Origin of the sequence: Saccharomonospora glauca K62, assembly GCF_000243395.2 — a bacterium.
Classification (GTDB): Bacteria; Actinomycetota; Actinomycetes; order Mycobacteriales; family Pseudonocardiaceae; genus Saccharomonospora; species Saccharomonospora glauca.
In genome coordinates this window covers 308,997-333,658 of the sequence record NZ_CM001484.1, presented here as the reverse complement: position 1 = coordinate 333,658, position 24,662 = coordinate 308,997, and the positions used below count along the sequence as shown (strand labels likewise).

The following is a 24,662-nucleotide window of genomic DNA, read 5'->3' as shown; positions in this document are numbered from 1 at the left end:
CTCACGACGCGATGGCGAAGCCGCCCGCGCCCGCCCAGTCGAGCGCGAACGTGGGCGCGATCCCGAGCAGAAGGGTCACCACCACGCCCAACGTGATGGCCGCCGTGGTGAAGGTGCCCGGCACGCTGACGGTGGGACCTTCCTCCGCGGGCCTGGAGAAGTACATCAACACGACCACACGCAGGTAGAAGAACGCCGCGACCGCGCTGAACACCAGGCCGACCACCACCAGCGGCGCCATGCCGTCGGACAAAGCCGCCGAGAAGACCACGAACTTGCCCACGAACCCGCTCGTCAACGGGATACCGGCGAGCGCGAAGAGCAGGAACGTGAACGTGGCCGCCAGCACCGGCGACCGCTTCGCCAGCCCCGCCCACGCCGACAGATGCGTGGCCTCACCGGTGCTGTCGCGCACCAGCGAGATCACCCCGAACGCGGCCAACGTGGTGAAGCCGTACGCGAGGAGGTAGAACAGCGTGCCCGACAGCCCGTCGTCGGTCAGCGCCATCGTGCCGATCAGCAGGAATCCCGCGTGCGCGATGGAGGAGTACGCGATCATGCGCTTGATGTCGGTCTGCGTGAGGCCCAGCACCGCACCGATCACCATCGACACGATGGCCACGGCCCACATCACGCCGCGCCACTCCCAGTGGGTCGACTGGAAGGCCACCGTCAACACGCGCAGCATGCCACCGAACGCCGCCACCTTGGTGCACGCGGCCATGAACGCCGTGACCGGAGTCGGCGCGCCCTGGTAGACGTCGGGGGTCCAGGTGTGGAACGGCCCCACGGACGCCTTGAACAGCAGGCCCACCATGAGCAGGCCGAGGCCCGCGAACAACAGCGTGTCGGAACGGTCGGTGCCCGCGGTGGCGTTCGCGATCTCCGACAGCCGCACCGAGCCCGCGTAGCCGTAGAGCAGCGCGAGCCCGTACAGGAAGAAGGCACTCGCGAACGCGCCGAGCAGGAAGTACTTCACCGACGCTTCCTGCGACAGCAGCCGCCGCCTACGCGCCAGCGCGCACATCAGGTACAGCGGGAGGCTGAGCACCTCCAGCGCCACGAACATGGTGAGCAGGTCGTTGGCCGCCGTGAACGCCATCATGCCGCCGAGCGCGAACAGCGTGAGCGGGAAGACCTCCGTCGACATGGACTGGCTTCGCGCCTGCTCCTTGTCCTGGAAGGTACCGGGGCTGATACCGGCCTCCGCCACGAACGCGCCGCCCCGCTCGACCGTCCGGTCGGCGATGAGCAGCAGCGCCGCCACCGACAAGGCGAGCAGCGTGCCCCACAGGAACAGGGCGGGCGAGTCGATGGCCAGGGTCCCGCTCAACGTCGTGGTGCCGTGCTCGGGGGCGTCGGGCAGGTACAGCGCCAGGGCCACGCCGGCGCCGACGACGGCGAGCAGACTCAACGCCACCTGCGCCGTCCACCGCTGATGCTTGGGCAGGAACGCCTCCAGCAGTACCCCGACGCACGCCACGCCGAGCACGATCACCAACGGCATGACGGCCGGGAAGTCGATGGCGGGCGCCTCGATGGGTCCCTGCTGGGCGAGATGAAGGTTCAACACGGCTGGGATTACCTTTCCTGCACCGCTTGCAGTGTCGCTTCCACCGACGGTGTCACCGTGTCGAGCACCGGCTGCGGGTAGAGCCCGAGGCCGACGATCAACACGACGAGCGGTGCGAGCACCGCGATTTCCTTGCCGGACAGGTCACGGATCGCCTTGCGGGTCTCGGTCTTCTCCGGGGCCACCGCCGTGGCGGTACCCGTGCCCCCACCACCGGCCGGAGCGGACTCCGGCACGGCACCACCGTCCGTGACGTCCACGAGCGCGGCTCCTCGCACCGGCCCGGTCATGATCCGCTGGTACAGCCAGAGCACGTACGCGGCGGCGAGCACCATGCCCACCGTGGCGATGATCGCGTACACCGGGCGCGAGTCGAACGCGCCCAGCAGCACGAGGAACTCGCTGACGAACGAGTTCGTGCCCGGTAGGGACAACGTGGACATACCGGCCACCAACAGCATGCCGCCGAGGATCGGGGTCAGCTTGAACATGCCGCCGTAGTCGGAGATCCGCGTCGAACCACCGCGCGCGGCCACGATGCCGATCACGAGGATCAGCATGCCCGTGGCGAGGCTGTGGTTGAGCATGTACGTCGCCGAGCCCACCGTGGCCTGCGGGGTGAACGCGAAGATGCCCAGGGCGATGAATCCGAAGTGGGCGATCGACACGTACGCCACGAAGCGCTTCATGTCCTGCTGGCCCGCCGCGAGGATCGATCCGTAGATCACGCCGAGCACGCCCAACACCAGCACCAGCGGGGCGAGCTGGGCGCTTCCGTCGGGGAACATCGGCAGGCTGTAGCGCAGGAAACCGAATGTACCCACCTTGTCGAGCACGCCCACCAGCAGCACTGTGACGGCGATCGGGGCCTGCCCCGCCGCGTCGGGCAGCCAGGTGTGGAACGGCACGAGCGGCGCCTTGATGGCGAACGCGAGGAAGAACCCGAGGAAGAGCCAGACCTGCGTCTCCAACGGGGCGTCGCTGACCACCGACACCAGCGTGGCCCAGTCGAACGTTCCCTCGCCCAGTTCGTCGACCGCCAGGGAGTACGCGCCGATGGCCGAGGCGAGCATGATGAGCCCGCCCAGGAACGAGTAGAGGAAGAACTTCACGGCCGCGTACTGCCGCTTCGGTCCGCCGTAGAAGCCGATGAGGAAGTACATCGGCACGAGCATGACCTCGAACAGCACGTAGAACAGGAACACGTCGGTCGCCGCGAACACGGCGATGGTCAACGCCTCCTGCAGCAGCAGCAACGACAGGAATCCACCCACCGAGCGGCCTTCGGGCAGTCGGTCCGTGGAGTTCAGCGCACCGATCACCACCGGCACCAGCAGCGCGATCACCGCGATCATGACGAGCGCGATGCCGTCGACACCGAACGACAGATGCACGCCGAGGGCGGGAATCCAGTCGACCGACGTGGCGAGCTGGATGCGGTCGCCGTCCGGGTCGTAGGACAACCAGGTCGGCACGATCAGCAGCAACTCCACGACGGACACCGCCAGTGCCGTCAGCGTTGCCGCCCGGTCGTTGTGCCGCAGCCCGGCCAGGGCGAGGGCGCCGACCAGCGGCAGCAGGATCAGGGCAACGAGCCAACTCATGAGAACCTCACCAACAGCAGTGCGGCGACGAGCAGGAACGACCCGCCGAGCATCGACAACGCGTACGACCGCACGAATCCGGTCTGCATCCTGCGCAGGCGGCTGGAGCTGCCACCGAACACCGCGGCGAGTCCGTTCACCACACCGTCGACGCCGCGGTTGTCCAGGAACACCGCGAAGCGGGTGAGCCACAGCCCCGGCCTGGCGACGAGCGCCTCGTTCAGGGCGTTGCCGTACAGGTCCTTACGGGCCGCGCGGACCGGCCAGGACACGTTCTCCGGCCGTTCGATCGGGGTCGGGCGCCTGCCGAACAGCAGCCACGCGACCAGCACGCCGAGCGCGGACAACCCGACGGTCAGCCACGGCACCAGCGTGTGCGGGAGTGCACCGTGCTCGGTCTCGGCCAACGTGCCCACCGAGGGCACGAGGAACTCGGCGAGCGTGTCGCCCGACATCAGCAGGAAGCCCGCGGCCACCGAACCGACCGACAGCACGATCATCGGCACGGTCATCACCGGTGGCGCCTCGTGCGGGTGGAACTCTCGGCCGTCGGCCGACGTCGTCTCGCGCCAGCGTTCCTTGCCGAAGAACGTCAGGAGCACCAACCGCGTCATGTAGAAGCCGGTGATGCCCGCGGCCAGCAGCGCCGCGCCGCCGAACACCCAGCCGCGCCAACCTTCCTGGCCGAACGCCGCCTCGATGATGGCGTCCTTCGTCCAGAAGCCGGACAGGAACGGGAACCCGATGATCGCGAGGTAGCCGAGCCCGAACGTGGCGGCCGTGATCGGCATCTTCTTCGCCAACCCACCGAACTTGCGCATGTCGACCTCGTCGTTCATGGCGTGCATGACCGACCCCGCTCCGAGGAACAGCCCCGCCTTGAAGAAGCCGTGGGTGAGCAGGTGCGCGATACCGAGTGCGTACCCCATCGGGCCGAGGCCGACGGCCAGCATCATGTAGCCGATCTGGCTCACCGTGGAGTAGGCCAGCACCTTCTTGATGTCGTCGTAGGCGCATCCGATGATCGACCCGAGCAACAGCGTGAACGCGCCGACGATGGTGACGACCAGCCGCCCGTCCTCGGTGAGGTTGTAGATCGGCGACGACCGGGCGATGAGGTACACGCCCGCGGTGACCATTGTGGCCGCGTGAATCAGGGCCGACACGGGGGTCGGGCCCTCCATCGCGTCGGGCAACCACGCCTGGAGCGGGAACTGGCCCGACTTGCCACACGCACCGAGCAGCAGCAGAAGCGCGATGGCGGTGATCACGCCCGGCGACAACTCGCCGATGCCCGCGAACACCTCGGCGTAGCTCGTGCTGCCGATGTACTTGAACATCAGGAAGATCGCCAGTGCGAGCCCGACGTCGCCGACGCGGTTCATCAGGAACGCCTTCTTCGCGGCGGTGGCCGCCGAAGGCCGGTCCTGGTACCAGCCGATCAGCAGATACGAGGCCAGGCCGACGCCTTCCCAGCCCAGGTACAGCATCACGAAGCTGTTGCCGAGCACCAGCACCAGCATCGCGGCGACGAAGAGGTTGAGGTAACCGAAGAACCGGCGCCGCGCGGCGTCGTTCGACATGTAGCCGATCGAGTAGATGTGGATCAACGCGCCCACACCCGTGATCAGCAGGACGAACGTCACCGACAACGGGTCGATACGCAGTCCGAAGTCGACCTGCAACGACTCGACGGGAATCCACGAGTAGACCGTCGTGTCGGCAGCCTCGGACAGCGACTCGCTGAAGAACAGCGCCAAGCCGTAGACGAACGACGCGATGACCGTCGCGCAGCCGAGCACGTGCCCCCACGCGTTGGTGCGGTTACCACCGACCAACAGCACAAGGGCGCCGAGCGCGGGAAACGCGACCAGCAGCCACGATAGAGCGATCAAGGTAGTTCCCTGTGGTTGGAGGCTAGTACTTCAGCAGGTTGGAGTCGTCGACCGAGGCCGAACGCCGGGTCCGGAAGATCGACATGATGATCGCCAGCCCGACCACGACCTCAGCCGCGGCGACGACCATCACGAAGAACGCCATCACCTGACCGTCGATCGAGCCGTTGATGCGCGAGAACGTCACCAACGACAGGTTCACGGCGTTCAGCATGAGTTCGATGCACATGAACACCACGACGGCGTTGCGGCGCACGAGGACGCCGACGGCGCCGATCGTGAACAACAGCGCCGACAACAACAGGTAGTACGTGGGGCTCACTTGTCCTCCCCCTCGTCGGAGCCTGCGTCCGGGGCCTTGCTCGCGGTGTCGGAGCCGACGAGAGCCTTCGGGCCCGACTCCCGTGTCTCACCGGCCACCTGCTTGCGGTGCGCCTGCAACTTGGCGGTGGGGATGGACTCGATGAGCTCCGACAACGACTCGGGTGCCACGGACCCGTCGGGCAGCAGCGCGGGGGTGGCCACCGAGTTGGACGTGGCGAACACGCCGGGCCCCGGCTTCGGGGACGGCCGTTCGTACTCGCCGCGGAACCGGGCGACGACCAACTCACGCTGACTGCGCTTGCCGCCCTTCCTGTGCCGACTGGTGAACGACAACACCATTCCGGCCATCGCGGCGGTGATCAGCAGCGCCGCCGTCAGCTCGAACGGGAACAGGTAGTCGGTGAAGATGATGCGGCCGAGTCCGCCCGCGCCACCGCCCAGGTCGCTCCACGGGTCGAGCGGCTGGGCCGGGGTGACGTTCACGAACGCGCGGGTCAACGCGGAGGCCAGCAACACGGCGACACCGATGCCGACAAGTCCCGCCATCAGGCGTTGTCCGCGTAGGACCTCGACCACCGAGTCGGACGACTCGCGTCCCACCAGCATGAGCACGAACAGGAACAGCATCATGATCGCGCCGGTGTAGACGATGATCTGGGTGAACCCGAGGAACTGCGCCTGCTGCGTGAGGTACAGCAACCCGAGCGAGAGCATCGTCAACACGAGCCACAGTGCCGAGTGCACCGCGTTGCGGGCGAACACCATGCCCAACGCGCCCGCCAGCGCGATCGGGCCGAGGATCCAGAACGCGATCGCCTCGCCCGTGGACACCTCGGCCTGAGCGAGTACCAGGCCGTTCGCCAGCGACATCGTCATCGACGTCAGAGTCATCCCGGTCATCCCACTGCCTTCTCTTCGGACGTCTCGACCGCCTCACCGGAAGGCACGCCGCGCTGCCGGGCCAGCTCGGGGCCCTTGACGTAGTAGTCCTGCTCGTCGTCACCCAGCCGCATGGGGTGCGGCGGCTGCTCCATGCCCGGCAGCAGCGGTGCGAGCAGGTCTTCCTTCGTGTAGATCAGCTTCTGCCGGTCGTCGTCGGCGAGCTCGTAGAAGTTGATCATGGTGAGGGAGCGGGTGGGGCACGCCTCGACGCACAGACCGCAGCCGATGCATCGCAGGTAGTTGATCTGGTAGTCCTTGCCGTACCGCTCACCCGGCGAGTACCGGGCCTCCTCGGTGTTGTCCCCGCCTTCGACGAAGATCGCGTCTGCCGGGCACGCCCACGCGCACAGCTCGCAGCCGACGCACTTCTCCAGCCCGTCCGGGTGTCGGTTGAGCTGGTGACGCCCGTGGTAGCGCGGCGCCGCGGGGGCCCCGGCCTCCGGGTACTCCTCCGTGGCCACCTTCCGGAACATCATCGCGAAGGTGACGCCGAAACCCTTGATGGGATCAAACATTCCCATCGGCGTTCTCCTTACCTGAGCTGACCGACGCCGGTTCTCCCTGTGGCGACTCCCGTGGGCCGTCGGAGTCCCGAGTTCCCTCGGACCCCAGGGCCCTCCTGGACTTCTCCTTGGCCCGCAACGCCTTCTGACGCGGTGTCAGCTTGGGCACCGTGAGGTCGAGCGGCGGGATCGGATAGTCGCTGCCGGTGAGGGGAACCTCGTCCTTGGCGGGCTCCTCCTTCTCCGGAAGCAACAGCGTGAGCAGCACCAGAACGGCGATGATGATTCCGCCCACGATCAGGATCTGGCCCGTGGAGACGTTGCCGTCGGTGCGCAGTGCTCTGATCGCCGAGATGACCAGCACCCAGAGCAGGCCGACCGGGATGAGGACCTTCCAACCGAGCTTCATGAACTGGTCGTAGCGGAACCTCGGCAGCGTGCCGCGCAGCCAGATGAAGCCGAACAGCAAAAGCGCCATCTTGCCGAAGAACCACAGCAGCGGCCACCAGCCCTGGTTGAGCGGCGAGTCCAGGCCGACGAACGGGAACATCCACCCGCCGAGGAACAGCGTGGTGGCGAACGCCGAGACGATGACCATGTTGGTGTACTCGGCGAGGAAGAACATCGCGAACTTCATCGAGCTGTACTCGGTGTGGAAACCACCGACCAGCTCAGACTCCGCCTCGGGAAGGTCGAAGGGAGCGCGGTTGGTCTCGCCGACCATCGAGATCAGGTAGATGACGAAGCTCGGCAGCAGCAGGTAGAAGTACCAACCGTTCGCCTGAGCGTCCACGATCTCGCCGGTGGACAACGACTGCGCGTACAGGGCCACGCCCACGATGGACAGTCCCATCGCGATCTCGTAGGAGATCACCTGGGCCGTCGAACGAAGTCCACCGAGCAACGGGTACGGCGATCCCGACGACCACCCGGCGAGCACGATGCCGTACACGCCGACCGACGCACCCGCGAGGATCAGCAGCACGCTCACGGGCAGTTCGATGAGCTGCAACACGGTGCGTTCACCGAAGATCGTGACCTCCGGCCCGAAGGGGATCGCCGCGAGCCCGATCAGGGCCGGGACCACCGTGATGACGGGCGCGAGGAAGTAGATCTTGCGGTCGGCCGTGTCCGGAACGATCTGTTCCTTGAACGGCAGCTTGATCGCGTCGGCGATCGACTGGAGCCATCCACCCGGACCGACCCGGTTGGGACCCGGACGATTCTGCATCCGGCCGAGGACCTTGCGCTCGATGACGATGAGGAACACCGTCATGATCGGGCCGATCAGGAGGATGACGACGGCCTTGAGCAGGATCAACCACAGCGGGTCGTCCGCGAGCAGTTCCGCCCTCGTCATCGGCTCCTGCGCCTGCGCGAGGAAGGGAACCATCGAGGTCGCTGGGCTCACCGTTCACCTCCGGCAGCGATAGAGACCACGGCGCCGTGTCCCACCCCGAGCGTGGCTCGGAGCTTGGAGTTCGGCGAGTTGCCCGGCAGCCACACGACGTCGTCGGGCAGATCGGCGATCTCCACGGGCAGCGTCACCGCACCCCGGTCGGTGGACACCGTTACCGACGACGGGTCGCCGAGCGCCTCCGCGGTGGACCGCGGAATCCTGGCGACCACACGGCGGGCGGTGCCGGCCAGATGCGGCTCGTCGTCCTGCAACACCCCGTCGTCGAGGAGCTGACGCCAGGTGGCGAGCAGCGCCTGTCCCTCCCCCGCCGAGGGCGGCGTCGGGGCGGGAACATCGGGAGCCGCGTGGGCAGTGCGGGCGAGGCCGTCCGTGCTCCGAGCGAAGTCCCCGGCCGAGGCGGCGGGCGTCTGCGTGTACAGGTCGGCGTCCATCTCGACGGCGAGCGTGTCGAGCACCCGGCAGTCGGGCAGGGCGCCGGTGCCGTCGAGCGTCACCTCGAACTCGCGCCTGCGGCCCTCCAAGTTGAGGAAGCTGCCCGACTTCTCGTCCACCGGGGCGATGGGCAGCACCACATCGGCGTGGCCGGTGACCTCGCTGTGCCGGAGTTCGAGGCTGACCACGAAGCCGCAGCGCCGCACGGCCTCCAACGCCAGCTCGGGGTCGGGGAGGTCGGCGAGTTCGACACCGCCCACGAGCAGGCCGTCGAGGTCGCCGTTGCGGGCGGCGGTGAGAATGCCGTTCGTGTCCCGCCCCGGCTGCGCGGGCAGGGACCCGGCTTCGAGCTTCCACACGCGCTCCAGCGCCGCTCGGGCCTCGGCGTCGGTGACGGCCGCGCCGCCGGGCAGCAGCGTCGGCAGGGCGCCCGCTTCGAGGGCACCCCGCTCCCCTGCCCTCCGGGGGACCCACACGATGGGCGCGCCCGTGCGCTCGGAGAGCCGGTGCAGCGCGGAGTACAGGCCGGGGATCTCGGCGGCACGCTCACCGACCAGCACGACCGAGCCCTCGGCACGCAGTTGTTCGTCGACGTCGGGAGCGTGCTCCGCCAAGCCGTCGACGGCGCTCGCCTCGGCGCCCGGAACGCAGGCCAGCAGCTCACCGAACGTCTTGCGCACCGCCGGGGTGGTCCACTGACCGATGTGGACGACCTTCGTGCCGCGCTTGCGGGCGCCCTTGCGCAGCCGCAGGAACAGCACGGGCGCCTCCTCCTCGGGCTCGAACGCCACGCACAGCACCAGGGGCGCGGTCTCGATCTGCCGGAAGGTGACTCCGTTCTCCGGCGTGGTGCCCACGACGTGCGAGGCGAGGAAGTCGAGCTCCTCCGCCGAGTGAGCCCTGGCCCGGAAGTCGATGTCGTTGGTCCGCAGCGCCACCCTGGCGAACTTGCTGTAGGCGTAGGCGTCCTCGACCGTCAGCCGCCCGCCGGGCAGCACACCGACCCCGCGGCCGTCACGGGCCTTCGCCAGGCCCTCGGCCGCCACGCGCAGCGCGTGCGTCCACGACGTCCGTTCCAGCTCACCGGTCTCGGGATTGCGGACGAGCGGGTGGCGGATGCGGTCGGCCGCCCCGGTGTACCGGAACGCGAAGCGGCCCTTGTCGCAGAGCCACTCCTCGTTGACCTCCGGGTCGTCGCCCGCCAGGCGCCGCATCACCTTGCCTCGCCGGAAGTCGGTGCGCATCGCGCAGCCCACCGAGCAGTGCTCGCACACGCTCGGCGACGACACGAGGTCGAACGGGCGCGAACGGAACCGGTACTGGGCGCTGGTCAACGCGCCCACCGGGCAGATCTGGATGGTGTTGCCGGAGAAGTACGACTGGAACGGCGTGCCGCTGCCGGTCCGGGAAGCCGCGTCGAGCACGTCGGCTGTCTCGGACGTCCCGATCTGCTGTTGCGCCCCGCGCTCCAGCAGGTCGATGAACGGGTCTCCCGCGATCTGCGACGAGAACCGCGTGCACCGCTGGCACAACACGCAGCGTTCGCGGTCGAGCAGTACCTGCGTCGAGATGGGCAAGGGCTTCGGGAACGTGCGCTTGCGGTCGCGGAACCGCGACTCGGGCCGGCCGTGCGCCATCGCCTGGTTCTGTAGCGGGCACTCACCGCCCTTGTCGCAGATCGGGCAGTCCAGCGGGTGGTTGATGAGCAGCAGCTCCATCACGCCCTGCTGCGCCTTGTCCGCGACGGGCGAGGTCCGCTGCGTCTTGACGACCATGCCGTCGGCGACGGTCATCGTGCACGACGCCTGCGGCTTGGGCATCGGACGGCCGTTCATCTCGACTTCGACCAGGCACTGACGACACGCACCCGCCGGGTCGAGCAGCGGGTGGTCGCAGAACCTCGGGATGACGATGCCCAGTCGCTCCGCCGTGCGGATCAGCAATTCGCCCTTGGGGGCGATGACCTCCTCACCGTCGATGGTGAGCTTGACGTGGCCCTCCGGGACCGGGGTCTCGTCCTTCGAGGCCGCCTCGGGTGCGATGGTCATGATGCTCCCACCAATTCGGGCGAGCGCGCCCGGTTCTTCTCACACAGTTCGACGAACTCGTCGCGGAAGTACTTGATGGCGCTGGTGATGGGGCTCGTCGCACCGTCACCGAGCGCGCAGAACGAGCGGCCGAGGATGTTGTCGCAGATGTCGAGCAGCGTGTCGATATCCTCTTCCGTGCCCCTGCCCTCGACCATGCGCTCCAGGATCTGCGCCAGCCAGTAGGTGCCCTCGCGGCACGGAGTGCACTTGCCACAGGACTCGTGCTCGTAGAACTTCGTCCACTTCATCACGGCCCAGGGCACCGAGACCGTCTCGTTGAACACCTGCACGGCCGTGGTCCCGAGCATCGAGCCCGCCTCGGCGGCACCCTCGAAGTCCAGCGGCACGTCGAGATGCTCGGCGGTGAACAGCGGTGTGGACGAACCACCCGGTGTCCAGAACTTCAGCGGGATGCCGTCCTTCATGCCGCCCGCCAGCTCCAGCAGTTGCCGGAGCGTGGTGCCGAGCGGGGCCTCGTACTGCCCCGGCCGTTCCACGTGCCCGGAGATCGAGTAGATCTTCGGGCCGGGCGACTTCTCCGTGCCCATCTTCCGGAACCACTCGGCGCCCCCGTTGACGATGTAGGGAACGCTCGCGATGGTTTCGACGTTGTTCACCGTGGTGGGCGCGGCGTACAGACCCGAGGCCGCGGGGAACGGCGGCTTGAGCCTGGGCTGCCCCCGGCGTCCCTCCAGCGAGTCGAGCAGCGCCGTCTCCTCACCACAGATGTAGGCGCCCGCTCCCGCGTGCACCGTGATGTCGAGGTCGTACCCGCTGTCGAGGATGTTCTTGCCGAGGTAGCCCGCCTGGTACGCCTCACGGACGGCCGAGTTGAGCCTGCGGATGGGGTGCAGCGCCTCGCCGCGCACGTAGATGAAGCAGCGGTGCACCCGCATGGCGTAGGAGGCGATGATGCAGCCCTCGATGAGCGAGTGCGGGTCGGCCATCATCAGCGGGATGTCCTTGCAGGTGCCCGGCTCCCCCTCGTCCGCGTTGATCACGAGGTAGTGGGGCTTGTCCTCGTTCGGCGGCATGAACGACCACTTCACGCCCGTCGGGAACCCGGCGCCGCCACGGCCCCGCAGTCCGGCGTCCTTCACCAGCTGCACGAGTTGCTCCGGCGTACCGGACAGCGCCTTGCGCAACGCCGTGTAGCCTTCGAGCTTCTCGTAGGTCGCCAGTCGCCACGACTGCGGCGAAAGCCAGCGCTTCGTCAGTACCGGGGTCAGGGGATCCGCTGTCATTTCGCCTCCACCTCCGGCAACGGAGCGTCATCCGGCATCATCGGCGCCGTCCAACCGCGATCCGCGGCGAGCTGTGCTCCCCGCAGCGTCTCGACGGCCTGGGAAGGTCCGTCCACATCGGAGCGGAAAACGTCCTCCTCCTCGGGGAAGAACCCGGCGAGCTGACGTTCCACGGACCGGAAGTCGGTCAACGGCGCACCGCGGGTCGGCTGCGGTTTCTCGCCGCGCCGCAACGCGTCGACCAACTCGACCGCCTTGTCGGGGGTCTGGTTGTCGAAGTACTCGTAGTTGACCTGGACGACCGGCCCGAAATCGCAGGCGGCCAGGCATTCCGCGTGCTCCAACGTGATGGAGCCGGGCTCCCCCGGTTCGCCCGCCGTCTCCTCGTGGCCGAGGGGCTTGCCGTCCTCACCGAGGTGTTCGGACAGCGTGCGGTAGATCTCGTCGCCTCCCAGCATCGCGCACATCGTGTTCGTGCACACGCTCACGAGGTGCTGCCCGCACGGCTTGCGCTTGTACATCGTGTAGAAGGTGGCGACCGCGCTGACCTCGGCCTCGGTGAGGTCGAGCTGCCGGGCGCAGAACGCGATGCCCTCCTGGCTGACGTAACCCTGCACCGACTGCACGAGGTGCAGCATCGGCAGCAGAGCCGAGCGCGCCTGCGGGTAGCGGGCCACGAGTTCCTTCGCCTCGGCCTCGACCTCGGGGCCGAACGGGTCGGAAAGCTGCGACTCGCCCTTCGGTTCCTCGTCGGCGACCGGCGAGATGGCCTTGACGTCGACGTCCTCCGAGGCAGCGGCGTAGGTCTGCTCGGCGGGCCGGGCCCCGGGCTCCGGTGTCTTCGACGGCTGCTGCGACGGCGTGGTCATCGGTCCACTCCCCCCATCACCGGGTCGATCGAGGCGATGGCCGCGATGACGTCGGCGACGAGGCCGCCTTCCGCCATGGCGGGCATCGCTTGCAGGTTCACGAAGCTCGGTTCCCTCACGTGGACGCGAAGCGGTCGGGTACCGCCGTCGGACACGAGGTGGAAGCCGAGTTCGCCTCGCGGCGACTCCACCGCCGAGTACACCTGGCCCGGCGGAACCCGGAAGCCTTCGGTGACCAACTTGAAGTGGTGGATGAGCGACTCCATCGACTGGCCCATGATCTTGCGGACGTGTTCGAGGGAGTTGCCCAAGCCGTCGCTGGAGACCGACAACTGGGCGGGCCACGCGATCTTGCGGTCCTCCACCATCACGGGGCCGGGCTCCAGCATCTTCAGCACCTGGCGGATGATCCGCAGGGACTGGTGCATTTCCTCGACCCGCAGCAGGTAACGGGCCCAGCAGTCGGCGTCGGTGGACGTGGGGACCTCGAAGTCGATCTCGTCGTACCCCGAGTAGGGCTCCACCTTGCGCAGGTCCCACGGGAGTCCGGCCGAGCGCAGCACCGGTCCGGTGACGCCCAGCGCCAGGCACGCGTCCAGTGGGAGGAAACCGACACCCTTGAGACGGTTGCGCCAGATCGGCTGTCCGGTGAACAGCTTGTCGTACAGCGGGAGGCGCTTGTCCATCACCTTGCAGAACTCGGTGACCTTCTCGTGGAAGTCCTCCGGCATGTCCTGCGCGAGCCCACCGGGGCGGATGAACGCGTGGTTCATGCGCAGCCCCGTCAGGTGTTCGAGCAGGTGCAGTACCTCCTCGCGCTCCCGGAAGCCGAGCGTCATGGCGGTGGTCGACCCCAGCTCCATGCCACCGGTGGCGATGTAGACGAAGTGCGAGGCCAGGCGGTTGAGCTCCATGAGCATGATTCGCAGGAGCTGCGCCCGCCGGGGCACCTCGATGCCGAGGAGCTTCTCCACCCCGAGGCAGTAGCCCATCTCGTTGAACAGCGGGGAGAGGTAGTCCATGCGGGTCACGAACGTGACGCCCTGGGTCCACGTCCGGTACTCGCAGTTCTTCTCGATCCCGGTGTGGAGGTAGCCGATCACCGACCGGAGCTGGGTGACGGTCTCGCCCTCCATCTCCAGGACGAGCCGGAGCACCCCGTGTGTGGACGGGTGCTGCGGCCCCATGTTGATGACCATGCGTTCGGCCTGGGTGGCGTCCGAGAGGACGTCGTCCCAGTCACCACCCACGACCGTGTAGACGCGGCCTTCGGTGGTGTCACGGTGCTCGGCGTAGCGGGTGCTGTCGGCGCCCTCGGCCGTGGTGTCGGTGCCGGTGCTCGCGTCGGCGATGCGGTCGCTCGTGGTCATGAGTAGGACCTCCGCGTGTCGGGCGGCGGGATTTCCGCGCCCTTGTACTCCACCGGGATTCCGCCCAGCGGGTAGTCCTTGCGTTGTGGGTGGCCTTCCCAGTCGTCCGGCATGAGGATCCGGGTCAGGGCCGGGTGCCCGTCGTAGACGATTCCGAACATGTCGTAGGCCTCCCGCTCGTGCCAGTCGGCCGTCGGATACACCTCCACAATGGACGGCACGTGCGGGTCGTCGACATCCAGCGTGACCTCCAGCCGGATTCGCCGCCGGTAGGTCATCGACAACAGCTGGTACACCGAGTGCAGCCGCTGCGGCACGTCGACGCCGTAGTCCACACCGGACACGGAGGTGCACACCTCGAACCGCAGTCCCGGATCGTCGCGCAGGGTCCGGCAGATCTCCACCAGGTGCTCGCGTCGCACGTAGAACGTGATCTCGCCGCGGTCGATGGTGACCTGCTGGATCGCCTCGGCCGGAATCCCGTTGTCCGACAGGGCGGCGTAGAACTCGTCGGCGAAGTCGTCGAACCAGCCGCCGTACGGCCGCTCGGCGGGCGGTGGCGAGTACGCGGGCAGCCGCAGACCGCCGTACCCCGAGGTGTCACCGCTGCCCGACACCCCGAACATGCCGCGGCGTTCCCGGCCCGCGATCACCGGTTCCGCGGCCGCGGCCGGCTCGGCTCCCTGCGGGCGCAGCCCGTTCTCGCTGTGTTCGGCGCTCGACAACTCGCCGCCGGTCTCTGGCTTCTCGTCAGGCATGCCCATCACTTTTTCGCGTACTTGATCGACGAAGGGATGATCTCCGTCTTCTTCCCGCTCTCGGCCAACGCGGCCGCGCGCCGGGGTCCCAAGGGCTCGTTCTGCACCTTGGCGTGCAGCTTGAGAATCGCGTCGAGCAGCATCTCCGGCCTCGGCGGACAACCGGGCAGGTACATGTCGACCGGGACGATGTGGTCGACACCCTGCACGACGGCGTAGTTGTTGAACATCCCGCCCGAGGAGGCGCACACGCCCATGGCGAGCACCCACTTCGGCTCAGGCATCTGGTCGTAGACCTGACGCAGGACCGGAGCCATCTTCTGCGTGACCCGGCCCGCGACGATCATGAGGTCGGCCTGCCGAGGCGTGGCGCTGAAGCGCTCCATGCCGAACCGTGAGATGTCGTAGCGCGACCCACCGGTGGTCATCATCTCGATCGCACAGCAGGCGAGGCCGAACGTGGCGGGCCACATCGAGTTCTTGCGGGCCCAGTTGACCACGCTCTCCAGCGTCGTCAGCAGGAATCCGTTCGGGAGCTTCTCTTCCAGACCCATGGTTCGATCAGTTCCAATCCAGCCCGCCGCGCCGCCACACGTAGATGTCGGCGATGAAGAACGTCGCGATGAACAACGAGACGGCGGCGACTCCCCACAACCCCAGGAAGTCCGCCGACACGGCGTAGGGGAAGAGGAACACCATCTCGATGTCGAAGAGGATGAACAGCATCGCCGTCACGTAGTAGGCGATGGGCATGCGGCCACCGCCCACCAGCGGCTGCGGGGACGGTTCGATACCGCATTCGTACGCGGAGAGCTTGGCTTTGTTGTACCGACTGGGGCCCAGCAGTGGTCCGAGCAGGACGGAGAAGAGCGCGAACGCGAGCGCGAGCCCGAACAGCAACACCAGAGGCAGGAAAACGCCGAGGCCGGAATCCGCGCTCTCCTGCGCCAGAACCTCCGTCGCGGACACCGAGGAGATCACTGCGGCACCATCCTTTCACGCGCCGCTGCGTAACGGACATGGTCGACAACTGACTGTCGTGGCGAGACTTTAAGGGACCTACGCCACACCGCTGGGAGTAAGGACCGCCTTACTTTGTGTTCTTAACCACCTCTGTCACGAACGAGGCAACCATTCCCGCTTGTGAAGGAGTTCACAAGCCGGTCTGCGGGGTTGTGAATCCCTTCACAAAACATGGGTGCAGTGTAAGACGTAACTCACACCTTGTCGCTAGCGCCCGATGGAACCATTCGGGACGCGACGACGTTACGGCCGCCCTGGCCCCCGGGGCGAACACCCTGTGCTACCTGCACAAAACACTCGGGAACGTGTCCCGGAACACATAGAAGTACGCGTGTACTGTGATGTTTCCCACTGACCGGGTGGTCGGTCAGCGAGGCGCGGGCGCGAGGCGTGACAACGTGGCCACGAGCCGGTCGACGACGTCGCCGCCCTTCGGGTCGTAGCAACCGGAGAGCCCCTTGAACACCAAGGGGATCAACGGCCTGATCCGCAGCCCGTACTTGGTGGCCGCGCGCATGACCTTCGGGTGGCCGATGGCCTTGGCGAAGAGGTTGCCGAGCCGGTAGTAGCCGCCCATCAGGTCCGCGACCGCACGCGGATAGCCCCGCAAGGCACGCTCACGAGACGCCCCTTCCGGACGCGCGAGCGCCTGGACCACGTGCTCCGCCGCCAGCTTGGCCGACTCCATCGCGGCCGCGATGCCCTCGCCGTTGAAAGGACTCACCATGCCGCCCGCGTCGCCGAGCAGCAGAAGTCCGTCGCGATAGTGCGGGGTGCGGTTGAAACCCATCGGGATACCGGCACCGCCGATACGGCCCACCGCGTTCTCCTCGCGGTAGCCCCACTCCTCGGGCGTCGAGTCGAGCCACGAACGCAGCAACGCCCGGTAGTCGATGTTGCGGAACGACTTCGAGGTCGACAGCATCCCCAACCCGACGTTCACCGTTCCGTCGCCGAGTGGGAAGGCCCACCCGTAGCCGGGGAGCAACTGCGGGTTCCGCGGGTCCCTGCGGTCCCACAGCTCCAGATGCCCCTCGATGTAGGCGTCGTCGTGACGGGGGCTGCGGTAGTAACGACGCACGGCGACGCCCATCGGCCTGCTGTCGTTCTTCTGGATGCCCACCGAGAGCGCCAGCCGCGCGGACACTCCGTCGCAGGCCAGCACCAACGGCGCGTGGTAGGAGACCGGCTTGCGCTCGGGTCCCTGCTTGGCTCGCACCCCGACGACTCGACCGGTGCGCTCGTCGGTGATCGCCCCGGTCACCGCGGTGCGCTCCAGCAGTCGCGCCCCTGCCTTGACGGCTGTCCTCGCGAGCAGCTCGTCGAAGTCACGGCGAGTACGCATCACACCGTAAGGCGGGTAGGCCGTCAGCTCGGGCCAGTCGAGCTCCAGGGTCAGCTCGCCGGTGAGGATGCGCAGCCCCCTGCTGTGCACCCAGCCCGCCTCGCGGCTGGTGTCGATGCCGAGGTCGATGAGCTGCTTGACGCCTCGCGGCGTGAGACCGTCACCACACACCTTCTCGCGAGGGAAGCTCGTCTTCTCCAGAAGGAGCACGTCGACGCCCGCGCGGGCGAGATAGGTGGCCGCCGTGGAGCCCGCCGGACCCGCACCGACGACGATGACCTGGGCGTCGTGAGTCATGCGGCGAGTCTACGAGTCGGCTTTGGGCTTCCATGCACGGTGGATGGCCACCACGCCGAATGTGAGGTTCATCCACTCGACGCCACGCCAGCCGGAGTCGGCGATGATCTCCGCCAGGCGCCGCTGATCGGGCCAGGTCAGCATGGACTCGAACAGGTACGAGTACGCCTCCGGGTTCGACGACACCCTCCGGCCGAACCAGGTCATCAGGCGCAGCGCGAACTTGCGGTAGACGAAGCGGATCGGCGCGAACGGCGGGGTCGACGCCTCGCACACGATCAGCCTGCCGCCCGGCTTGACCACCCTCAGGATCTCGACGAGCGCCGCCTTGGTGTCGACGAAGTTCCGCAGCCCGAACGTGATCGTGACGGCGTCGAACGAGTCGTCCGCGAACGGCAGTCGCAGCGCGTCGGCGGCCACCATCGGCAACCCGCGGTGCCGCCCGCCCTTGAGCATGCCGAGCGAGAAGTCGGCGGCGACGCACCACGCACCGCCCCTGGCGTACTCCTCTGTGGACACTCCCGTACCGGCGGCGAGGTCGAGCACCTTCTCGCCGGGGCGGGCGTCGAGCGCTCGACCCGTGATGACGCGCCATCGCCGGTCGAAGCCGAACGTCATCACCGAGTTCGCGCGGTCGTAGCGCTTGGCGACGCCGTCGAACATCGCCGCGACGTCGGCTGGGTTCTTGTCCAGGCTCGCTCGGGCCATGTCGGGAGTCTAGTCGGCTCCTCCGGAACGGCTGCGGCCGTCGGGTGGCCACCGAGCCGGAGCCGGTCAGCGAGCTGCCCCGACCGTTGATTCCCTCACCGTGGTCAGAGCGCGCAGTCGGGAGCGCAGGAACCACGCCAGGGGGGCGGCCACGAGCCAGGTGACCAGCAGGGTCGTCGACACGGGAAGCAGGGTGAGCAGCCATGTGCGCTCGGCGACCTTGGCGAGTTCGGGGTCGGTGGTGTCGTACTCGATGCGTACGAGCTGTCCGGCGGTCAGACCGTCCGGGTAGAGCACCCCGTTCTCGGGACTGTGCGACACGCCGTCGGGGGTCTCGTACCGGATGAGGGTGCGGTCGAACATCACCTGTTCGACCAGGGCCGTGGCCGTGCCGTGGTTCTCGGCGATCAGCTGGTCGTTGCGAAAGGCGCCCATGACGAGCACCACTCCGAGCAGAGTGATCACCGAAGCGGCCCCGAGCACGCCCCAGGAGCCGAGGCGTAACACGTGCTCACGCCGCGCCTGAAGCGCTGCTTCCCCGGCGCGCTCGGGGCCGACCGTCCTCACACGGCGAGCATATCGACCCGCCTACTGGCGCTTTGCCAATTGCTCGTGGGTGAAAGCGATCTCGCGGTATGACTCGGGTTCGGCCACGGCCGCGCGCACCTCGGCGCCGCTCGGCCCGACCTTCGGCTTGCCCTTCGTGAACAGCCAGGTATCGAACACCTCGTCGAGCTGCTTGCCCGACAGCTTCTCGGCCAGCGCGATGAACTCCTCGACGGTTCCGTGGCCGCCGCGCCGCTCGTCGAGCCACGTGCGCAACAGCTCGAAGAACACCTCGTCGCCCACCGTCGTGCGCAGCGCGTGCACCGCCAGGGCACCACGGTCGTAGACGGCCGAGTGGAACTGGTTGTCCGCCCCCGGATCACCGGGCAGCACCTGCCAGAACTCGTCGTCGGCCGGGATCGACTCGTAGAGGTACCGCGCCAGTTCGTCGGCCGTGCCCTCGCCCACGTGCTCCGACCACAGGAACTCCGCGTAGCTGGCGAAGCCCTCGTTGAGCCAGATGTCGCTCCACCTACCCAGCGAGACGGAGTCGCCGAACCACTGGTGGGCGTTCTCGTGCACCACCACCGACAGGTTCGAGCCACGGCTGAAGAATCCGGCGTCGTACACCGGCCTGGTCTGGTTCTCCAGCGCGAAGTCGAGCCCCGTCGACACCACGCCGCCCTGGGCCTCGAACGGATACGGGCCGAACAGCCCCTCCAAAAACTCCACCACCTCGGGTGTGCGCTCGATGCTCGCCTCCGCCGCGGCCCTCGAATCGCCCAACGTCGTCTCGTAGGCGGTGACGCTCGGCAGCCCGCTCGGGGTGGTCGAGTACCGCACGTCGTAGTCACCCACGGCGAGGAAGGTCAGGTAGGTGGCCTGCGGCTCGACGCTGCGCCAGTTCCAGCGCGTCCACCCGACACGCTGCTTGCTGGTGCCGGCGAGCACACCGTTCGACAGGGCCACGACGTCGTCGGGAACCTCCACCGAGACGTCGTAGGTGGCCTTGTCGGTCGGATGGTCGCTGGAGGGGAACCACCACTCGGCGATGTGCGGCTCATCGACCGCCAGGGCTCCCGTCTCGGTGAGCTTCCACGCGGTGACGCCGTCCACCGCCACCTCCGACGGGGTGTCGGCGTAGCGGACGACCACCGTCATCGGTTCGCCCTTCCCCACGACCTCCTCGGGAACGACCACGACCTCCGTCGGGTCGGCGGGGTCCCGTTCGACTCGCGCGGGGCGGTTGTTCACCCGCACCGACTCCACGTCCAGCGCGAAGTCCAGGTTGAAGCTCGACAGCTCCGCCGTGGAGGTCGCGAGGATCGTGGTGGTGCCGGACAGCCGGTCGGTCTCCGGCTGGTAGGTCAGCCGGATGTCGTAGTGCGTGACGTCGTAGCCGCCGTTGCCGTCGCCGGGGTAGTACGGATCGCCGACTCCGGGAGCCCCTCGCACCGGGGCCGCGCTCGCCGTCGTGGCGGTCAGCACCGTGACCAGGCACGCCGCGACCCCACCGGAGCAGACACGTGTTCGTATACGCATGTTCACGAACGGTAGTTCGTTCGACACCGTTCGGACACGAGCGAAAGTGGGCTGATCGTGTCCTATCGGGCGGCGACGGCCCCGGCCACCGCCGCACGCAACGACGCGTGCAAGTCACGGTGACGCGAACGGTCGACCCGGACCTCCACCACCCGCAGGCCGGGCGCGGGCCGGAGCGCCTCCCGCAACGCCGCGCGCGACTCGACCAGCGTGTGCGGCACCCCGTAGCCGGCGCACAACGCCGACAGCTCGGAACCGTGCGGCGTGCCGAAGACCCGCTCGAAGCTGTCCCGGTACTGGTCCTCCCCCTGCTCCAGCAGGGAGAAGATGCCCCCGCCGTCGTCGTTGAGCACCACGATCGTGAGGTCGGGGCGGAGTTCCGAGGGCCCCGTGAGCAGGCCGTTGATGTCATGCAGGAACGTCAGGTCGCCCACGAACGCGTACGAGGGACCCGAATGCGCCAGAGCAGCCCCCAGCGCCGTGGAGATCGTGCCGTCGATGCCCGCGACCCCGCGGTTGCGGTGCACCAGGACGTCGGGCCTGCTCCCGCCCACGAGAGCGACGTCACGCGTCGGGTTGGACGACCCCACCACCAGCAGGGAGTCCTCCGGCAACAGCTCCACCAGCTCATAGGCCACGCTCAACCCGCTGGGCCACGGCTGCGCGGCCAACGTCTGCCGCACCGCGGCCGTGGCCGCCGCGTCGGCCCGCCGCCACCGCAACAACCAGTCGGGATCGGCGGGTTTGGCGGGCTCGTCGAACCACTGCCCCACCTGCCGCACGTTGTGCGCCGGCGCGGGCCAGTCGGAGTCGGGTCGCACGAGCAGGACCTCGATGTCCGGATCGGACAACACTCGCTGCACCTGCCGGAACACGGTGGGTCTTCCGATGCACAGCACCTGCTCCGGCTTGTGCTCGGCGAGGAACTCCTCCAGCCCCAGCAGCCACACCCCGGCCGAGATCGCCGTCGTGCCACCGAGGCCGAGACCGCCGGTCTCCGCGATCACCGGCCAGCCGTGCAACTCGGCCCACTCCCCGGCCGCCCGCACCCCGGAGTCACACGCGATCACCAGGCCGTGCCTTGCGGAGGGCACCACGAACGAGGGCAGCGCCCCGAAGTCGGGCAGTTCCGTCCAGCGAGCGCCCCTGGGCCTGCCGTCGAGCGACTCGGGCCAGTCGTCGGTGTCCGTGGCGTCGGGCACGAGCGGTTCCCGGAAGGGGATGTTGAGGTGCACGGGCCCGCACCGCCACTCGCCGTAGGCCGCGTTCCACGCCCGACACACCTGGCTGCGCCAGTAGGCGTTCTGCCCCGGCTTGCGCTCGGCCACGGCCAGCTCGTCGAAGTAACGCACCGCACCGCCGTACAGCCCGCGCTGGTCGATCACCTGGTTCGCCCCCGAGGCCCGGAGCTCGGGTGGCCGGTCGGCCGTCAGCACGATCAGCGGCACCCCCGCCCGGTCGGCCTCCAGCACGGCGGGATGGAAGTTCGCGGCGGCCGTGCCCGACGTGCACACCACCGCGACCGGTCTTCCCGTCCGCGCGGCGATGCCGAGCGCGAGGAAGGCCGCACTGCGTTCGTCGATACGGACGTGCAGCGTGAGCCTGCCCTGCGAGGCGGCCTCGTGGAGGGCGAACGACAGCGGCGCGTTACGAGACCCCGGACTGAGCACCACGTGCGACACCGTGTTGCGCACCAGCTCGTCCACGAGAACGCGGGCCTGGGCCGTGGAGGGATTCACGGGCGAGCCCCCTCCGCATCGAGACCCGCCCGAGTCCGTCGACGACTGCTGCGCCACGCCGGGGCGTCGATCGGGGGAAGCACACGGCCTATTCTCCCAGGCGTGCGCCAAACCCAGGTTTCGGAGCTGTTCGACCCCACCGAGTGGGAAGAGGTCGCGGGCTTCGACTTCACCGACATCACATACCACCGTTCGAGGAAAAGCCGGTCCGGCAAGCGCGTCGTCCGGGTAGCGTTCGACCGGCCGGAAGTGCGCAACGCCTTCCGCCCGCACACCGTGGACGAGCTGTACCACGCCCTCGACCACGCGCGAATGAGCTCCGACGTCGGATGCGTCCTGCTCACCGGCAACGGCCCCTCTCCCAAGGACGGCGGTTGGGCGTTCTGCTCCGGTGGAGACCAGCGTATTCGGGGCCGGTCCGGTTACCGGTACGCCAGCGGCGAGACGTCGGACACCATCGACCCCGCTCGGGCGGGCAGGCTGCACATCCTGGAGGTGCAGCGCCTGATCAGGTTCATGCCGAAGGTCGTGATCGCGGTCGTGCCGGGATGGGCCGCGGGCGGCGGTCATTCCCTGCACGTCGTGTGTGACCTCACACTGGCCTCGGCGGAACACGCGCGCTTCAAGCAGACCGACGCCGACGTGGGTTCCTTCGACGGCGGGTACGGCTCGGCCTATCTGGCACGGCAGGTCGGGCAGAAGTTCGCACGCGAGATCTTCTTCCTCGGCCGCACCTACACGGCCGAGGAGGCCCACGCGATGGGTGCCGTGAACAAGGCCGTGCCCCACGAGCGGCTGGAGGCCGAGGCGCTGGAGTGGGCATGGGAGGTGGTCGGCAAGTCTCCCACGGCACAGCGCATGCTGAAGTACGCGTTCAACCTCGTCGACGACGGCCTCGTGGGTCAGCAGGTGTTCGCGGGGGAGACCACGCGGTTGGCCTACATGCAGGACGAGGCCGTGGAGGGCCGCGACGCCTTCCTGGAGAAGCGCGAACCGGACTGGTCGAACTACCCGTACTACTACTGACACCGTGTCCGCAGCCTGCGCACGCGTGTCCGCACTTGATGTACGCGTGTCCGCAGGCTGTGCACGCGGGTCCGCGCCGTCAGGCCTCCGGCCCGGGCCCGCCCGGGGCCTGCCGGGCCTCCCGGATGCCGTCGCGAACGGCGGCCCTCACCACGAAGTAGAGAAGGAAGAAGAACACCGCGGTGAGCGCGCCGTAGGTCAGTAGTCCGGAAAAACCTGCCATGTGAAGGGACCGTAAAGCATGCGCGTGATCTGGTCGGACGGTCGTTCCGAATCGGTGGCCGAACTCACCCGCGCCGTGCTCGACGCACTCGACGGCGGCCCCACCGTGCTCCCCCTCGATCCCCGCAACCCCGCCGCCGACGCCGTCCGCGCCGCCATGCGACCCGACGAGCCGGTGGAACCCGACACCGCCGTGATCATTCCCACCTCCGGCTCGACGGGACGTCCGAAGGGCACGCTGCTGTCGACACGGGCTCTGCTCGCCTCCGCACGGGCCACCCACGCGCGGCTCGGTGGCCCCGGCCGGTGGTTGCTCGCCACCCCGCCCTGCTACATCGGCGGGCTCCAGGTGCTCGTGCGCTCGCACCTGGCGGGCACCACTCCCGTGGTGATGGACCTCTCCCGAGGGTTCCGGCCGGAGGCGTTCGCCGAGGCCGCCCGCGAGACGCTGTCCTCCCCCGGCCCGCACTACACGGCGCTGGTGCCGACCCAGCTCTCCCGGCTGCTCGACGCGGGTGTCGAGGAGGCTGCGGGGTTCGACGCGATCGTCCTCGGTGGAGCCGCCTACCCCGACGACCTCCGGCACAGGGCCGAGCGCGCGGGGCTGGCCGTCGTGCCGTCGTACGGGATGAGCGAGACCGCGAGCGGGTGTGTCTACGCGGGAGTGCCGCTCGACGGCGTGCGGGTCCGGCTCGGCGACGACGACCGCATCGAGATCTCCGGTGCCGTGCTCTCCCACGGCTACCGGCTCGCCCCCGACCTCACGGCGGAGTCGTTCGTGGACGGCTGGTTCCGCACGAGCGACGTCGGGACGTTCACCGCCGACGGCAGGCTCCGGGTACTCGGCCGCGTCGACGACATGATCAACACCGGCGGGGTGAAGGTGCCCGCCGGGCAGGTCGAGAACGCGCTCACCCGGCGGCCGGAGGTACGCTCCGCCTGTGTCGTCGGGCTGCCCGACCCCGAGTGGGGACAGCGGGTGGCGGCCGCCGTCGTGACCACCGAGGACGTTCCCGTCGAGCGACTCCGTGACGCGGTACGGGCCGAGCTCGGTGCCGCCGCCGCTCCCAAGCAGGTGCGGGTGGTCGACGAGCTTCCGTTGCTCGGTCCGGGCAAGGTCGACCGGAGTGCCGTGCGCCGCCTTCTGCTCGGCCACGTCGAACGTCCGGTCGCCGATGTCCAAGAATGAC

General features: G+C 68.4%; 22 protein-coding genes. 2 read left to right on the top strand and 20 right to left on the bottom strand.

All coding sequences use genetic code 11. The features are described 5' to 3' along the window. Position 1: 1 nt before the first annotated feature. From nuoN to menD, 19 genes are all read right to left on the bottom strand, one after another. A complete protein-coding gene (gene nuoN / locus SACGLDRAFT_RS01685; protein WP_005461236.1) occupies positions 2–1,573 on the bottom strand; it encodes an NADH-quinone oxidoreductase subunit NuoN in 1,572 nt (523 codons plus the stop codon). 8 nt (positions 1,574–1,581) lie between these two features. Further along, positions 1,582–3,177 (bottom strand): complex I subunit 4 family protein, encoded by a 1,596-nt coding sequence (locus SACGLDRAFT_RS01680; RefSeq protein WP_005461235.1) that lies wholly within the window; start codon positions 3,175–3,177, stop codon positions 1,582–1,584. Then, complete coding sequence (nuoL, locus tag SACGLDRAFT_RS01675) at positions 3,174–5,072, bottom strand: NADH-quinone oxidoreductase subunit L (RefSeq protein ID WP_005461234.1); 1,899 nt, start codon at positions 5,070–5,072, stop codon at positions 3,174–3,176. The genes SACGLDRAFT_RS01680 and nuoL overlap by 4 nt, the downstream gene beginning before the upstream one ends. 22 nt (positions 5,073–5,094) lie before the next feature. Beyond that, positions 5,095–5,394 carry an NADH-quinone oxidoreductase subunit NuoK gene (nuoK, locus tag SACGLDRAFT_RS01670; protein WP_005453108.1) on the bottom strand — a complete coding sequence of 100 codons (300 nt, stop codon included), beginning with the start codon at positions 5,392–5,394 and terminating at the stop codon, positions 5,095–5,097. Beyond that, complete coding sequence (locus SACGLDRAFT_RS01665; RefSeq protein ID WP_005461233.1) at positions 5,391–6,296, bottom strand: NADH-quinone oxidoreductase subunit J; 906 nt, start codon at positions 6,294–6,296, stop codon at positions 5,391–5,393. The genes nuoK and SACGLDRAFT_RS01665 overlap by 4 nt, the downstream gene beginning before the upstream one ends. Further along, entirely contained in the window at positions 6,293–6,859 is a 567-nt protein-coding gene (gene nuoI / locus SACGLDRAFT_RS01660) for an NADH-quinone oxidoreductase subunit NuoI (protein ID WP_005461232.1), read from the bottom strand. The genes SACGLDRAFT_RS01665 and nuoI overlap by 4 nt, the downstream gene beginning before the upstream one ends. Further along, on the bottom strand, positions 6,846–8,234 hold the full coding sequence (gene nuoH / locus SACGLDRAFT_RS01655; protein ID WP_198283542.1) for an NADH-quinone oxidoreductase subunit NuoH: 1,389 nt from the start codon (positions 8,232–8,234) through the stop codon (positions 6,846–6,848). The genes nuoI and nuoH overlap by 14 nt, the downstream gene beginning before the upstream one ends. Before the next feature lie 14 nt (positions 8,235–8,248). Next, positions 8,249–10,741: an NADH-quinone oxidoreductase subunit G gene (locus SACGLDRAFT_RS01650; RefSeq protein ID WP_005461230.1), complete on the bottom strand. Its 2,493-nt coding sequence runs from the start codon at positions 10,739–10,741 to the stop codon at positions 8,249–8,251. Continuing rightward, entirely contained in the window at positions 10,738–12,027 is a 1,290-nt protein-coding gene (gene nuoF, locus SACGLDRAFT_RS01645) for an NADH-quinone oxidoreductase subunit NuoF (RefSeq protein ID WP_005461229.1), read from the bottom strand. The genes SACGLDRAFT_RS01650 and nuoF overlap by 4 nt, the downstream gene beginning before the upstream one ends. Beyond that, complete coding sequence (gene nuoE / locus SACGLDRAFT_RS01640) at positions 12,024–12,896, bottom strand: NADH-quinone oxidoreductase subunit NuoE (RefSeq protein WP_005461227.1); 873 nt, start codon at positions 12,894–12,896, stop codon at positions 12,024–12,026. The genes nuoF and nuoE overlap by 4 nt, the downstream gene beginning before the upstream one ends. Then, complete coding sequence (locus tag SACGLDRAFT_RS01635; protein ID WP_005461224.1) at positions 12,893–14,266, bottom strand: NADH-quinone oxidoreductase subunit D; 1,374 nt, start codon at positions 14,264–14,266, stop codon at positions 12,893–12,895. The genes nuoE and SACGLDRAFT_RS01635 overlap by 4 nt, the downstream gene beginning before the upstream one ends. Then, entirely contained in the window at positions 14,263–15,030 is a 768-nt protein-coding gene (locus tag SACGLDRAFT_RS01630) for an NADH-quinone oxidoreductase subunit C (RefSeq protein WP_005461222.1), read from the bottom strand. The genes SACGLDRAFT_RS01635 and SACGLDRAFT_RS01630 overlap by 4 nt, the downstream gene beginning before the upstream one ends. Beyond that, the gene (locus SACGLDRAFT_RS01625) at positions 15,030–15,578 is read right to left on the bottom strand and encodes a NuoB/complex I 20 kDa subunit family protein (RefSeq protein WP_005461220.1); all 549 of its coding nucleotides are present in this window, start codon (positions 15,576–15,578) and stop codon (positions 15,030–15,032) included. The genes SACGLDRAFT_RS01630 and SACGLDRAFT_RS01625 overlap by 1 nt, the downstream gene beginning before the upstream one ends. Positions 15,579–15,585: 7 nt before the next feature. Next, positions 15,586–16,005 carry an NADH-quinone oxidoreductase subunit A gene (locus SACGLDRAFT_RS01620; protein WP_005461218.1) on the bottom strand — a complete coding sequence of 140 codons (420 nt, stop codon included), beginning with the start codon at positions 16,003–16,005 and terminating at the stop codon, positions 15,586–15,588. Between the two features lie 409 nt (positions 16,006–16,414). Next, a complete protein-coding gene (locus tag SACGLDRAFT_RS01615) occupies positions 16,415–17,689 on the bottom strand; it encodes a geranylgeranyl reductase family protein (protein WP_005461216.1) in 1,275 nt (424 codons plus the stop codon). A 9-nt stretch (positions 17,690–17,698) separates the two neighbouring features. After that, positions 17,699–18,397: a demethylmenaquinone methyltransferase gene (locus SACGLDRAFT_RS01610; protein WP_005461214.1), complete on the bottom strand. Its 699-nt coding sequence runs from the start codon at positions 18,395–18,397 to the stop codon at positions 17,699–17,701. A gap of 66 nt (positions 18,398–18,463) precedes the next feature. Then, positions 18,464–18,964, bottom strand: coding sequence for a DUF3592 domain-containing protein (locus tag SACGLDRAFT_RS01605; protein WP_085978096.1), 501 nt, complete (start codon positions 18,962–18,964; stop codon positions 18,464–18,466). Between the two features lie 21 nt (positions 18,965–18,985). Next, on the bottom strand, positions 18,986–20,485 hold the full coding sequence (locus SACGLDRAFT_RS01600) for a M1 family metallopeptidase (RefSeq protein WP_040919482.1): 1,500 nt from the start codon (positions 20,483–20,485) through the stop codon (positions 18,986–18,988). 62 nt (positions 20,486–20,547) lie between these two features. Further along, positions 20,548–22,224 (bottom strand): 2-succinyl-5-enolpyruvyl-6-hydroxy-3-cyclohexene-1-carboxylic-acid synthase, encoded by a 1,677-nt coding sequence (gene menD, locus SACGLDRAFT_RS01595; RefSeq protein ID WP_005461209.1) that lies wholly within the window; start codon positions 22,222–22,224, stop codon positions 20,548–20,550. Positions 22,225–22,326: 102 nt separating this feature from the next. On the opposite strand from menD, the gene SACGLDRAFT_RS01590 reads away from it, so the two are divergent. Continuing rightward, the gene (locus SACGLDRAFT_RS01590) at positions 22,327–23,250 is read left to right on the top strand and encodes a 1,4-dihydroxy-2-naphthoyl-CoA synthase (protein ID WP_005461208.1); all 924 of its coding nucleotides are present in this window, start codon (positions 22,327–22,329) and stop codon (positions 23,248–23,250) included. Between the two features lie 79 nt (positions 23,251–23,329). On the opposite strand, the gene SACGLDRAFT_RS22445 is transcribed toward SACGLDRAFT_RS01590, so the two are convergent. Then, a complete protein-coding gene (locus tag SACGLDRAFT_RS22445; RefSeq protein ID WP_005461207.1) occupies positions 23,330–23,473 on the bottom strand; it encodes a hypothetical protein in 144 nt (47 codons plus the stop codon). An 18-nt stretch (positions 23,474–23,491) separates the two neighbouring features. Here SACGLDRAFT_RS22445 and menE point away from each other — a divergent pair, with 18 nt between their 5' ends. After that, complete coding sequence (gene menE, locus SACGLDRAFT_RS01585; RefSeq protein ID WP_005461202.1) at positions 23,492–24,661, top strand: o-succinylbenzoate--CoA ligase; 1,170 nt, start codon at positions 23,492–23,494, stop codon at positions 24,659–24,661. Position 24,662 lies beyond the last annotated feature (1 nt).